At 66.2% G+C, this 13426-nt stretch carries 11 protein-coding genes; 2 read left to right on the forward strand and 9 right to left on the reverse strand.

The window, feature by feature from the left end:
* The first annotated feature begins 102 nt into the window (after positions 1 to 102).
* Together ABE422_RS10655 and ABE422_RS10660 are read left to right on the forward strand one after the other, a co-directional pair.
* A complete protein-coding gene (locus ABE422_RS10655) occupies positions 103 to 1119 on the forward strand; it encodes a cupin-like domain-containing protein (protein WP_313211337.1) in 1017 nt (338 codons plus the stop codon).
* A 174-nt stretch (positions 1120 to 1293) separates the two neighbouring features.
* On the forward strand, positions 1294 to 2880 hold the full coding sequence (locus ABE422_RS10660) for a sensor domain-containing diguanylate cyclase (protein WP_313211338.1): 1587 nt from the start codon (positions 1294 to 1296) through the stop codon (positions 2878 to 2880).
* Positions 2881 to 2922: 42 nt separating this feature from the next.
* Here ABE422_RS10660 and ABE422_RS10665 read toward each other — a convergent pair whose 3' ends face one another.
* The 9 genes from ABE422_RS10665 to ABE422_RS10705 form a co-directional block, all read right to left on the reverse strand.
* The gene (locus tag ABE422_RS10665) at positions 2923 to 3780 is read right to left on the reverse strand and encodes a protein tonB (RefSeq protein WP_313219447.1); all 858 of its coding nucleotides are present in this window, start codon (positions 3778 to 3780) and stop codon (positions 2923 to 2925) included.
* Positions 3781 to 3852: 72 nt separating this feature from the next.
* The gene (locus ABE422_RS10670; protein WP_313211340.1) at positions 3853 to 4728 is read right to left on the reverse strand and encodes an energy transducer TonB; all 876 of its coding nucleotides are present in this window, start codon (positions 4726 to 4728) and stop codon (positions 3853 to 3855) included.
* 57 nt (positions 4729 to 4785) lie between these two features.
* Positions 4786 to 6498 carry a bifunctional isocitrate dehydrogenase kinase/phosphatase gene (aceK, locus tag ABE422_RS10675; RefSeq protein ID WP_346481505.1) on the reverse strand — a complete coding sequence of 571 codons (1713 nt, stop codon included), beginning with the start codon at positions 6496 to 6498 and terminating at the stop codon, positions 4786 to 4788.
* Between the two features lie 183 nt (positions 6499 to 6681).
* The gene (locus ABE422_RS10680) at positions 6682 to 8907 is read right to left on the reverse strand and encodes an NADP-dependent isocitrate dehydrogenase (protein WP_346462988.1); all 2226 of its coding nucleotides are present in this window, start codon (positions 8905 to 8907) and stop codon (positions 6682 to 6684) included.
* A gap of 266 nt (positions 8908 to 9173) precedes the next feature.
* On the reverse strand, positions 9174 to 9743 hold the full coding sequence (locus ABE422_RS10685) for a hypothetical protein (protein ID WP_346482947.1): 570 nt from the start codon (positions 9741 to 9743) through the stop codon (positions 9174 to 9176).
* 287 nt (positions 9744 to 10030) lie between these two features.
* Positions 10031 to 10534, reverse strand: a complete 504-nt coding sequence (locus tag ABE422_RS10690) for a hypothetical protein (RefSeq protein ID WP_121040564.1) — start codon at positions 10532 to 10534, stop codon at positions 10031 to 10033.
* A gap of 40 nt (positions 10535 to 10574) precedes the next feature.
* A complete protein-coding gene (locus ABE422_RS10695; protein WP_121040566.1) occupies positions 10575 to 10868 on the reverse strand; it encodes a LysM peptidoglycan-binding domain-containing protein in 294 nt (97 codons plus the stop codon).
* Between the two features lie 185 nt (positions 10869 to 11053).
* Positions 11054 to 11872: an NADPH-dependent 7-cyano-7-deazaguanine reductase QueF gene (queF, locus tag ABE422_RS10700; RefSeq protein WP_346482948.1), complete on the reverse strand. Its 819-nt coding sequence runs from the start codon at positions 11870 to 11872 to the stop codon at positions 11054 to 11056.
* 83 nt (positions 11873 to 11955) lie between these two features.
* Positions 11956 to 13284, reverse strand: a complete 1329-nt coding sequence (locus ABE422_RS10705; RefSeq protein WP_259258863.1) for a M20 family metallopeptidase — start codon at positions 13282 to 13284, stop codon at positions 11956 to 11958.
* Positions 13285 to 13426: the final 142 nt, after the last annotated feature.

The following is a 13426-nucleotide window of genomic DNA, read 5'->3' on the forward strand; positions in this document are numbered from 1 at the left end:
ACCGACCCGCAGCACCGGAAGGCCGCGCTCACCCCGCGGCCTTTCGCTTCCGCCACCCCCGCGCTACCGTGGGCGCCACCCGCCTCTGCCATCAGGACGCCGATGTCTGCCATGCCCGGCCCGATCGAGGAACTGCATGATCTGGATCCGGCGCAGCTGCACGCGCAGTTGCCCGGCTGGACGACACCGAAAGTGATCCGCGGGCTGGTGGCACAGTGGCCGCTGGTCAGCGCGGCGACGCAGTCCGCACAGGCGGCGGTCGCCCATCTCAAACAGTTCGACCACGGCACGATGCCGGTCACCGCCACCACGGCGCCGCCGGAGGCCAAGGGGCGTGTGTTCTACAACGCCGACATGAGCGGCTTCAATTTCCGCCGCGAGCAGATTCCGTTGAAGGTCGTGCTCGACACCCTGCTCAAGTACGCCACCGCGCCGACGCCACCCTCGATCTACGTCGCCTCGACCACGCTGGACAGTTTCCTGCCCGGCTTCCGCCGGGCCAATGCACTTGCGCTCGGCGTGGACGATCCGCTGGCCAGTATCTGGATCGGCAACCGCTCGCGTATCGCCGCGCACCAGGACGTGCCGGACAACCTGGCCTGCGTGGCCGCCGGCCGCCGCCGGGTCACCCTGTTCCCGCCGGCGCAGGTGGGCAATCTGTATATCGGGCCACTGGACTTCACGCCGGCCGGGCAGGCCGTCAGCCTGGTCGACTTCGCCGCACCGGACCTGGCACGCTTCCCGCGCTTCAGCGAGGCGCTGGCCCACGCACAGGTGGCCGAACTCGGCCCCGGCGATGCGGTGTTCATCCCCTCGTTGTGGTGGCACCACATGGAGGGGCTGGAGGCGTTCAATGTACTGGTCAATTACTGGTGGCGGCCGGTGCCGGCGTGGCGGGATGCGCCGATGAACGCACTGATGCTATCGCTGCTGGCCATACGCGATCTGCCACCGGCACAGCGTGCGCATTGGCAGGCGATGTTCCAGCACTATGTCTTCGAGGCCGATGACCACACCGCCGCGCATATTCCCGAAACGGTGCGCGGCGTGCTCGGGCCACTCGACCAGGCCGGCGCCGATCATCTGCGCGGCGTGCTGCGCAAGCGCCTGGAGCGCTGAACGGGCCACCACGGCGGCGCCGACTTCACCCACGTGGGGGTGTAATCCGCAATAATCGCCGCCCAACGAGTTGTTGACCGCCCGGGGGCGGGGTCGTGCGCTCCTGACTGTTTCGCTGCTGCCGTTCCATCCGCATGTTCCGGTTGGTGCTGCACCCTGCCGCCCGTGAACCGCATGCGTCCGTTGTCCACCCGTCTGAACCTGGGCAAGTTGATCCTTGCCCTGGCCCTGCTCAGCGCGCTCATCGCGCTGGCCAATACCCTGCATGCCAGCTACCGCGTGCAGCGCGAGCAGCTGATCGGCAATACGCTGGAAGCCAACCGTGTGTATGCCAGCAAGCTGGCGGAGTCGACCCAGAACTTCGTTCTGTCAGCGCAGCAGCAGGTGGCCTACAGCGCCACCCTGCTCGGCCAGCGTGTGCATGATCGCAGCGAACTGGAAGCAGAAGCCGCACGCCTGCAGCTGCAGACCAACAGCTTCAACTCGGTGCTGATCGTGGATGCCGGCGGTACCGTGCTGGCGACCTCCCCACAGAGCCTGGCCCTGCAGGGCGTGCTGCTCAAGAGCGCCGGCAACCGCGATGCCCTGGAGCGCCGGGTCCCCTTCATCAGCGACCCCTACCAGGCCGCGACCGGGCGCCTGGTGGTGGCGATTTCGCATCCGATCTTCTCCGCGCAGGGGAGGTACCAGGGCTATGTCAGCGGCACGATCTACCTGCGCCAGCGCAGCATCCTGCAATCGCTGCTGGGCAAGCACTATTACCGCGATGGGTCCTACCTGTACGTCGTCGACCGCAACGGTCGCATCCTGTACCACATCGAACAGGACCGGGTCGGCCAGTTCGCGCTGGAGAACCCGGCCGTGCAGGCGGTGACCCGAGGCCACTCCGGCGCGCAGCAGGTACGCAACAGTCACGGCGTGCAGATGCTGGCCGGGTACGCGCCGGTGCCGAGCGTTGGCTGGGGCGTGGTGGCCCAGCGGCCGACCACCGCCACGCTGGCCTCACTGTCCAAGCTGATGTCGGCGGTGATCTGGAATGCGATTCCGCTGGGCATCCTGTCGCTGCTGATCACCTGGTGGTTCGCGCGGCGCATCTCGCTGCCGCTATGGCAGCTGGCGCGCAACGTGCAGAACCGCGACACCGGCATCGCGATCCGCCACGTCACCGGTATCCGGGCGTGGTACTACGAGGTCGCCCAGCTCAAAGCCGCCCTGCTGTACAGCTTCAACCTGCTGCAGGACCGCATCGGCAAGCTCAACCGCGCCAGCATGACCGATCCCCTTACCGGCCTGCAGAACCGGCGCGGCCTGCAGCAGGGGCTGGAAGACTGGCAGGCACGCGGCCAGCCATTCGGGATCATCGCGCTGGACATCGACCGCTTCAAAAGCATCAACGACCGCTTCGGTCATGCGGTCGGCGACGCCGTGATCCTGCGCATCGCGCAATTGATGCGCGATGGCTCACGCGACACCGATCTGCTCTGCCGCAACGGCGGTGAGGAGTTCCTGATCCTGTTGCCGGGCATCGATGCCCTCCATGCCGCGCAGGTGGCCGAGCGCCTGCGCATCCAGGTGGCCGCCGAAGTGTTCGAGCAGGTCGGCACGGTCACCGTGTCGCTGGGCGTGGCCCACTACCCGACCTATCACGATGATCCGCAGCAGGCGCTGCGGCTGGCCGACAAGGCCCTGTACATGGCCAAGGAACAGGGCCGCAACCGCACCGTGGTGTACCCGCAGCCTGAAGGCACGGGCACCAGTTGACACCGGGGTCGCGGGCGCAATGCGCCGCGGCCCGTGTCAGGCTCAGCTGCCCAGCGGGGTGCGCAGGCGCGGCGCGTTGGGGTCGCCGGCCAACGTAGCCGAGCCGTCGGTCAGCAGATCCGGCGAGAAGCCGGCGCTCTCCGGGCGTGTGGACCACGGGATGGCGTTGCGTGGTCCTGGAATGTAAGCGCGCCACTGCGCCAGGTCGTCAGGCATGGCGGTGTTGATCGCGAAACTGACCGGCACGCGGTAGGTGCGGAACGGCGCCTCTAGGCTGGCGTCCTCCGCGCTCAGCGGAAAGCGCCACTTGCGCGCGGCGTCCAGCGATGCCCTGCTCAGGCGACTGCGGATGAGATCCATCTGGGCTGCCGTCCCCGTGCTTCTCAGATTCACCTGCTCGGCAACCTGGTCGACCACACGCCCTTCCCGGTCAACCTTCAGGGCGAGGTACACGGTGCCCTGCCCACCCACGCGGAACACGTCGGCGGGGTAGCGCGGGGGTGGCGTACGCACCCTGGATTTGATTTCCCGTCCCGAGGCATCCTTCCGGGCGCCATCGAAATGTGCACTGATCAGCCGCACGTTGAAGGTATCGTTCGCACCCGGCTGGGCGACGACACGTACGGTCATCCGCGCATCCATCGGTACCGGGGCGCCGTCACGCACATTCGGCTCGAATTCCCAGTTCTTCACGGTGTCACGCACCAGCGTGGCCACTGCCTCCGGAAGCAGGTCCTGCTTGTCGATCTCCAGCGCAGTGATGCGGCCGTCGTCGCCAATGGCGAGGGTGCCCTCGACCCGCATCCCCATTTCCACCGGCACATCGGCCGACGGCTTGGCCGCGTGCGCTGGCGCTGCTGCCAGCACCAGTGCCACGGCGATTGCCTTGATGATGTCCATCGCGTTGTTTCTCCTTGTGCCATTCATCGTCATCGGTACCGACAGCCTACCCACTGGGGCCGGCATGCAGGGTCAGCCACCCAGCGGCGTCAACAGGGTCGGCCCCTTGCCGGCGGCATCGGCCATGAACACCCCGCCGGACGGCAGCATATCGGCCTTGCCATCGGCAGCCATGTCCATGTCCCTGCGCCACGGCGCCTGCTGGCGCGGGCCGGGAATATAGGCATCCCAGCGACCGTAGCGCTCGGCGTCGTCTCCGAAGGAGAAGCGTACCGGCACCCGGATGGTCCAGCTGGCTTCATTCCTGTACTCGCCGGTGGTCGGAATCCTGAACGTCCATTTGCGCGCAGCACCCATCGCTACCCGCGACAGCTTGTCACGCATCTTCCGCATGTTCGCCTCATTGGCGATCACACGCAGGTTGACCTGCTCGGTCGCCACGTCCAGGGCGTTGCCATCGCGCCCGACCTGGATCAGCAGGATCACGTCACCGCGTCCCCCTGCATTGAACACGTCCTCCGGATACGCCGGCCGCGACATCTTCCTGCCGGTCACGCTGCTGGTATCGGTTGGGTCGTACGTGTCGAAACTCGCCGCCAGCAGGGTGACCTGGCCCGTGCCATCCGGGTTGTTCTTTGCCCCCAGGCGGATGCTGGCCGGCGCACGCGCCTTGACGGCGCGGCCCTGGCGCCGCACCGGCTCGAAGCGCCAGGTGTGCACCGCACGTTCGACGAACCGGACGATTCCCTCGTCCACCTGGTCCGGCTTGTCGAGACGGAACGCTTCGACCTGGCCTTCGGTACCGATATCGATCTCGCCGGTAAGCACCATGCTGGCTTCGGCCTGCTCGCGCACCTCGCGCTTGGTCTGTGCGTCCGCATCGGGGACCACGACCATGCCCACGCCGCTGAAGGCCAGTGCCAGGGCAAGAATAGGGGAACAACGCATCGCACTATCTCCTTGTGGATACCTGACAGCGTAGCGCAGCGGCGTTCCTGTGGACAATCAAGCCAGCCGCAGCGCGCCGGCATACGGCGGCGTGTCCGGAAAATCACCGCTGGCAAAACCTGCCTGCAGCTGTTGCCACCACACGGGATCCAGCAGATGGCCGAAATGCTCGCGCACGGCCGCCAGCTCGGGCGCCGGCAGCCCCATGAACATCCAGAACCGCTCCGGAAACACGTCACGCGGGCCGATGTCGAACCAGGGTTCACCAGCCAGCGCTTCCTCCTCATTGCGCGGCGTCGGCCATGCACGGAAGTTGCACTCGGTGACCAGGCACAGCTCGTCGTAGTCGTAGAACACCGCGCGCCCGTGGCGGGACACACCAAAGTTCTTCGGCAACATATCGCCAGGAAAAATGTTGTTGCGCGCCATGTCGGTGATCGCCTGCGCGTAATCAAGCGCGGCGACGCGACGTGCCTCGGCGGTCTGCTCACGCAGGTACAGGTTGAGCGGACGGAAACGCCGCTGCACGTAGCACAGCGCGATCACCAGTTCGTCGCCGTCCTCGCGCACACTGCTGGCGCACTGGGTCAGCAGCTCCTCGCGCAGGGCCGAAGAGAAGCGTGACCGCGGGAAGCGCAGGTGCCGATAGGGCTGCGCGTCGAGCAGCCGGCCGACACGGTCCAGGTTGAATACCAGCGCATACTTCTCTTCGACCTGGTGCCGGCTCATGGTCTTGGGCCAGGCGAAACGGTCCCGGATCAGCTTGAACACCAGCGGATAGCTGGGCAGGGTGAACACCGCCATGACCATGCCGGGCGTGCCGTCAGCATGCACCAGCTGCTCGCCCGGCTGTTCCTGGAAGTGACGGAAAAAGGTGCGATAGCGTTCGGTCTTGCCCTGCTTGGCACGCCCGAGCACGGTGTAGATCTCATCGACCGGCTTGCCCGGCAGCAGGCTGCGCAGGAACACCACCGCATCGCCTACCGTGGCCAGATCGGCCTGGAAATAGCTGCGCGAGACGCCGAACAGATGCGCGACATCACGGCGCCGGGTCAACACCGCATCCACGCGCAGGCCGCGCTCGTCATGGACCAGCGCGATCACGCAGGGCGAGAAGCGATGCTCACCGAATACGCGCCCCACCAGATAGGCCCGACGCTCGCGATAGAACACGGTGTCGAGCAGTTCAATGCTGCGCACCGGGTAGTCGCCCCAGTGCGCCAGATCGTCCTGCAGGCGCACCGCGATCGCCGCGGCGCAGCGCAGCTGGTGCGCGTACGGCACATCGAAGCGGTAGTCCCCCAGTACGCGCATGAAGGCATCGGCCGGGCGCGTGGGCGACAAGGTGTAGCTGTGTCGCGCGACCGGATGGGTAATGGCGTCGGAGGGCTCCACATCCATCGCCATGAACTCGATCGCCCCGTCTACGCCACGGGTGGCGAACAGCCGGCGCGCCAGCGTGTTGTAGAAGGTCTTGTACAGCTCGGCATCGATCAAGCCGACCAGCAGCGCGGCGTAGGCGACACGTACCTGCAGCCACAGCGCGCGCTCGCCGATCCGCTCACCGGCTGCACGGCGCAATGCATCCACGGTTTCGGCGATGCACCGGTCGTACAGCCCGATGCGCTCCACGGCGTCCTGCCGCGCACTGGCCCAGTCCCGCTGTTCGAAGCGCTGCCGCGCACGCCGGCTGATCGCCGCGAAGCGCGCGTGGTACTCCTCGAACCCATCGCGGATCAGGTGCGCGAGCGCATCCGGCGTTGCGCTCATGCGGCGCCCCCGGCGGGGCATGGAAAGATCTGGCAGGAACAGCGACCGCGCATGCATCCACTTCCACAGGACCTGCTGCCACCATACGGCAGCGACTGGGCGCTTGCCCAGCGGGCGCCCACAAAAAAACCCGCGCCGAAGCGCGGGTTCTTCATCGATCACCGCAGCCGCGGGACCGCTTCGTTACAGCGCAGACAGCGCGCTGTTGAAGGTGGTGCTCGGACGCATCGCGGCGCTGGCCTTGGCCACGTCCGGACGGTAGTAGCCGCCGATGTCGACCGGCTTGCCCTGCACCGCCGCCAGCTCGCCAACGATGGTCTGCTCGTTCTCGGCCAGGGCCTTGGCCAGTGGAGCAAAGCGGGCCTTCAGCGCGGCATCGTCATCCTGCGCGGCCAGGGCCTGGGCCCAGTACAGCGCGATGTAGAAGTGGCTGCCGCGGTTGTCGATGCCACCGAGCTTGCGTGACGGCGACTTGTCGTTGTCCAGGAACTGGCCGTTGGCCTGGTCCAGCGTCTTGGCCAGCACGGTCGCACCGGCGTTGTCGTAACGGTTGCCCAGGTGCTCCAGCGAGGCCGCCAGCGCGAGGAACTCGCCCAGCGAATCCCAGCGCAGGTAGTCCTCTTCCACGAACTGCTGCACATGCTTGGGCGCCGAACCACCGGCACCGGTCTCGAACAGGCCGCCACCGGCCATCAGCGGCACGATGGAGAGCATCTTGGCGCTGGTGCCCAGCTCCATGATCGGGAACAGGTCGGTCAGGTAGTCGCGCAGCACGTTGCCGGTCACCGAGATGGTGTCCTCGCCCTTGCGGATGCGGTCCAGCGAGAAGGCGGTCGCTTCCACCGGGGCCAGGATGCGGATGTCCAGGCCGTTGGTGTCGTGGTCCTTCAGGTAGGTCTCGACCTTGGCGATCACCTGCGCATCGTGCGCGCGGGCGGCATCGAGCCAGAACACCGCCGGGGTGCCGCTCAGGCGGGCGCGGTTCACGGCCAGCTTCACCCAATCCTGGATCGGGGCGTCCTTGGTCTGGCACATGCGCCAGATGTCGCCGGTCTGCACGGCGTGCTCGAACACCACGGCGCCTGCCTCATCGGAGACGCGCACGGTGCCGTCGGCCGGGATCTGGAAGGTCTTGTCGTGCGAGCCGTATTCCTCGGCCTTCTGTGCCATCAGGCCGACGTTCGGCACCGAGCCCATGGTGGCCGGGTCGAACGCACCGTGGGTGCGGCAGTCGTCGATCACGGCCTGGTACACACCGGCATAGCAACGGTCGGGGATGACGGCCTTGGTGTCCTGCAGCTTGCCATCGGCATTCCACATGCCGCCGGAGTCGCGGATCATCGCCGGCATCGAGGCATCGACGATCACGTCGCTCGGCACGTGCAGGTTGGTGATGCCCTTGTCCGAATTGACCATCGCCAGGCCCGGACGCTTGCCATATTCGGCAGCCAGGTCGGCCTTGATCGCTTCCTGGGTCGCTTCGGGCAGCTGCGGCAGGCGCGCGAACAGATCGCCGATACCGTTATTCGGATCGAACCCGGCCTGCTTGAGCACCTCGGCATGCTTGGCCAGCACGTCTTTGTAGAACTCTTCGACGACCACGCCGAACATGATCGGGTCGGAGACCTTCATCATGGTGGCCTTGAGGTGCAGCGAGAACAGCACGCCCTTGGCCTTCGCATCGGCGATCTGCGCCTGCACGAACGAGGCCAGCGCATTGCGGCTCATCACGGCGGCGTCGACGATCTCACCGGCCTTGACTGCGGTCTTTTCCTTGAGCACGACGCTGCTGCCGTCGGCCTTGAACAGTTCGATCTTCAGGCTGCCGGCAGTGGCCAGCGTCGCCGACTTTTCGCTGCCGTAGAAGTCACCGCCATCCATGTGCGCGACATGCGACTTGCAGTCCTTGGACCACTTGCCCATGCGATGCGGGTGCTTGCGGGCGTAGTTCTTGACCGACAGCGGCGCGCGGCGATCGGAGTTGCCTTCGCGCAGCACCGGGTTCACCGCGCTGCCCTTGACCTTGTCGTAGCGCGCCTTGATGTCGCGCGAGACGTCGTCGGTCGGCACGTCCGGGTAGTTCGGCAGTGCGAAGCCCTGGTCCTGCAGTTCCTTGATCGCGGCCTTCAGCTGCGGCACCGAGGCGCTGATGTTGGGCAGCTTGATGATGTTCGCGTCCGGGGTGGTCGCCAGCTGGCCCAGTTCGGCCAGGTGGTCGGCTTCTTTCTGGTCGTCTTTCAGGTAATCCGGGAACAGGGCCAGGATGCGGCCGGACAACGAAATATCGCGGGTTTCCACGGCAATGCCGGCGGTGGCGGTGTAGGCCTCGACGATCGGCAGCAGCGACTGCGTGGCCAGGAACGGGGCTTCATCGGTGAGCGTGTAGAGAATCTTGGGCGTGTTCGACATGGGGGATCAGGGCTCTCTTGCAGATCTCGTGAATGATGGCCGACGGCACAATGCCGGGCCGCGTGCAACCGTGTCGCGTGCAGGGCCTCGCACAGCCTGGCCCGCACTTTCCCCGGGGACCGCGCCAACCAACGGCGCGCACGGCGGGAAACCCCTGCATTGTCGCGTTTTCAGCCCCCCGGAGCAAAGCCACCCCATACGCAAACGTACTGGAACGCTGTGGTGCATCGGCGCCAGGCCGCCGCAGTTTCCGGATGCAGAACCGCTCATTCGGAAACTGCGGCGGCCTCCGGGAGACCGTCCACCCATTCCGCGAGGGGCTTTCCCCACACGCTTTGGCGAGGACACGTGAGTGTCTGGCTGCTGTGGTTGCGCTTGAAACTGCATACCCGGAAGCTGCCAACTGCCGCTGCCAGATCCTTTCGCTGTGAGGCGCCGGTCGCCGTGCCGATCAGATGCAGCGGCATGACACCCGATCGGTCGGGCTTGACGAAGATGTCGTATCGGGTCGAATCGCCCTCGGCTGTTCTGTAGCCGGAAAGCTGATAGCCAGGAAGGGTTAGTTTCAGATCGATAGAGGATCCCGGACTGGGCGCTTGCGGTGCGTCGCCTTCATAGACCAACAGCACGCTCCGTTGATCCTTCAGAACTTCATGAATCCCGAAATCCGCAGGTGATTCGTAGCTGATCGACATCCCAGTGGGGACACGCAGGCAGGCGCCATGGAGGAAGTGATCGCAACTGTAGGCCCACAGCGTTGCTTCCTGTCCATATGCGTATCCGGGTAAAAGCGCAACAACAGGCGCAAAGAAACGCCACATCCTCTTCTTGTCCATTGCCTCTCCCTTGGAATTCCGGCGCCGCGCGATACCCCCATTCTGCGACGATACGACTCGTGCAATCCACGCACAGTACGGATCGGGCGATCTCACCAGAGCGGGAAACCATGCCCTTCCTTGAGGCGCCTGCGGCCCAGCGCTAGACCCATACAGGCTGCCGCGCCTGGAATGGCATGAAGCGCACTTCTGCCCGCCACGCCGATGAAATAAAGCCATAAAAAAGACGCAGCCTCGCGGCTGCGTCCATCGTGAGCCTGTTGCCGGGAGAGAGTCGGCGTCTGGGCTTACTTGACCTCAAACTCCTGCGGCGATCCTGCCGCCTTACCATCTACCATGACTTCCGCGCGGTACTTGCCCGCCGGCCAGCCATTGGCATTCTTGAAGGAAATATTGGTGGTCTCGGCACCGGTGGTATTCACCACCTGGTTCTGCTCACCGGCCACCTGGCCGTTCTGGAAGGTCAGCTTGGCCGCCACGTTGGCGTTGTTCGCGCTGCCATCGGTGCGGATCGACACGATGATGTCGTCCTTCGGCGCGAACAGCGCGACCGAGGTGACGGTCTTGTCGGCTGCGGCGGTCTTGCCAACGGTAACGGCCGAAACGTTCACCCCTGCTGCCGCGGTCATCGGCTGCGGCGCGGCTTCGGTCATCGGCGCCGGCGCGGCCGGCGTCATCGCGGCGGGCTGGGCGTTGTTGTCAGCGGTGTCTTCTTTCTTCTTACAGCCAGCCAAGGCCACGGTGGCCAGAAGCGCGGCGAGGACGGCAGTACTGATGGACGACTTCTTCATGTGAGGTTGCTCCCTTGTAGGTGATGGGCAGTACAGCGGATCAGGCTTTGGGCGGCAGTTTCAGGGTCTGGCCCGGTTGGATCTTGTCCGGGTCGTCCAGTACATCGCGGTTGGCCTCGAAGATGCGCTTCCACGCATTGGCATCGCCCAGTTCCTGCTTGGCGATCTTGGAGAGCGAATCGCCCTTCTGCACCGTGTAGGTGCCCCCGACCTTTTCCGCGGTGGTATCCACCGAGGAGGTCACGCCCGAGAAATCGACCTGATCGACTTTCTGCGCGGTGGTATCAACGCTGGCGCTGACACCGGAAAAGTCGACTTTCTTATCGGTACTCATCCATACACTCCCGTCTTGATTGACGACATGGGAGGCACGGTGTCACAGCCCTTGTTAATGGGGCATGGCGTGGGTGTGAAGACGTGCGGAACGGCTACCGGCGGCCACGTTGCCCGGGGGTAGAGCCACCCCATGGGTGGCTGCGCGTGGTGCCGGGTTCCGGGGCAGCGACCCGTGGGGTCGCTCTACTGCCGCAGGTCGCGGACGGTGCGGGCCGGCAGCTCGATGCCCGGGCTGGCCCGCCACGGGTTGATGTCCAGGCCGCCGCGGCGGGTGTAGCGCGCTTCCACTTCCAGCCACTGCGGTGCGCAGCGCTGGGTGATTTCGCTGAAGATCCGCTCCACGCACTGCTCGTGGAATTCGGCGTGTTCGCGGTAGCTGATCAGGTATTTCAGCAGGCCGTCGCGGTCGATCTTCGGGCCGTGGTAACGCACGCTGACGCTGGCCCAGTCCGGCTGGCCGGTGACCGGGCAGTTGGACTTGAGCAGGGCCGAACTCAACGTTTCGGTGACCACCTCATCGGCGTCGGCGAACAGGAATTCCGGGGCCGGCGGGCCGTAGCGTTCGATGGCGACATCGCGCTCGTCCAAGGACTCGCCCTCGGCCTCTTCCACCAGCGGCGGCACCCCGAGCACCACCGTCACCACCGCCCCGGCACACGCCGACAGATCGCGGGTGATGCACAGGCGCGCGGCCGCGTCATCATCGAAACGCGTGCTGTTGAGCGAGTTGAGATACAGCTTGAACGACTTGGATTCGATCAGGTTCGGCGAGGTGCACGGCACGCTGACCGTGGCCACGGCCACACGCGGCTTGCCGCGACCGTCCAGCCAGCTCAGCTCATAGGCCTGCCAGCGGTCATGGCCGACGAACGGCAGCGCCGCTTCGTCCAGGCCGATTTCCTCGCGGGCGCCGCGGCGCGGGATGGGGAAGAGCAGGCCGGGATCGTACTGCGACGGGTAAGCCACCTCGCGACCGAGGCTGGAGTCCTGGGGGGTATTCATGCCGCCATTTTACGCCGGTAGGCGCGCGGCGTCCGGCGGCGAAAACGAAAGGTCCCGGCCAACGGCCGGGACCTACCGTCGTTTCACCCCGCCGCAGGCACAGCCGGCGTCCCATTGAGATAATCCAGACTGACCTGCAGCAACGCGCGCAGGCCCACATCCAGCGCCTTCTCATCGAGCAGGAACTTCGGCGAGTGGTTGGCCGGCGCGGTCGCCGGATCGATCCCCTCGCTGGTGGAGCCCACGAAGAAGAACATGCCCGGCACCTGCTGGGCGTACAGCGAGAAGTCCTCGGCCCCCATCTGCAGCGGCGGCTCGTACACATTGCCCTCGCCGACCACGGCCTGCAGGCTCGGCAGCATCCGCGCGGTCAGTGCCGGATCGTTGACCGTGGCCGGGTTGCCCTCGGACTCGTAGATCTCGGTTTCCGCCTTGGCCCCGTGTGCGGCGGCGGTGTGCTCGGCCACGTTGCGCAGGTCGGCGAAGATCTGCTGGCGCATGCCCTCGTCGAAGGTGCGGATGGTGCCGACCATCTCCACTTCATCGGGAATGATGTTGTAGCGGATGCCGCCCTTGATCGCGCCGAAGGTCACCACCGCCGGCTGCTTGGAGAGGTTGGCACGGCGGCTGACGATGGTCTGCGCGGTGCCGACCAGGTCGGCGGTGGCCACGATCGGGTCCACCCCGTTCCACGGCGCCGAGCCATGGGTCTGGCGGCCGATCACCTTGATCCCGAACCGATCCGACGCTGCCATCAGCGGGCCGCCACGCACCGCGATCTGGCCGGCCGGCACGCTGGAGAACACATGCAGGCCGAACACGGCCTCGGGCTTGAAGTCCTTGAACAGCCCTTCCTTGAGCATCAGCGCCGCCCCGCCCTCTTCCGGCGGCGGCGCGCCTTCCTCGGCGGGCTGGAAGATCAGCATGACTTCGCCGGGCAGGTTCGCGCGCATCTTCACCAGCGCATCGGCCACGCCCAGCAGGGTGGCGGTGTGGGCGTCGTGACCGCAGGCGTGCATCACCCCGACGGTCTCGCCGCGGTAGGTGCTGGTGGCCTTGGAGGCGAACGGCAGGCCGGTCTGTTCGGTCACCGGCAGTGCGTCCATGTCCGCGCGCAGGGCGATCCGCGGGCCGGGCTTGCCGCCCTTGATGATGGCCACCACGCCGTGGTGGGCGATGCCGGTCTGCGGCTTCAGTCCCATCGCGCGCAGGCGCTCGGCCACCTTGGCCGAGGTGCGTTCTTCGCGGTTGGACAGCTCCGGGTGCTGGTGGAAGTCACGGCGCCAGTCGATCACCTGGGCCTTGAGGCGGGTCGCAGCGGCGGCCACTTCCGGGCGTTCGGCGGGGGCGGCGGCGGCCAGACCGGGGGCGGCCAGCAGCAGGGCGGACATCAACAGCGACAGACGGGGCATTGAAGGTCTCCACGGGTCAGAACGGCGGTCGAACCTGAATGTAGGGCATCGGCGCCGGTCGCGCTGTAACTTTCTGCCCCGGCAAACGTTCATGGATGGAACCTCACCCGTCACATCCGGTCTGATCGCCCGTCCCATCCGT

Origin of the sequence: Stenotrophomonas sp. TWI1151 (assembly GCF_039673135.1) — a bacterium.
Taxonomy (GTDB): Bacteria; Pseudomonadota; Gammaproteobacteria; order Xanthomonadales; family Xanthomonadaceae; genus Stenotrophomonas.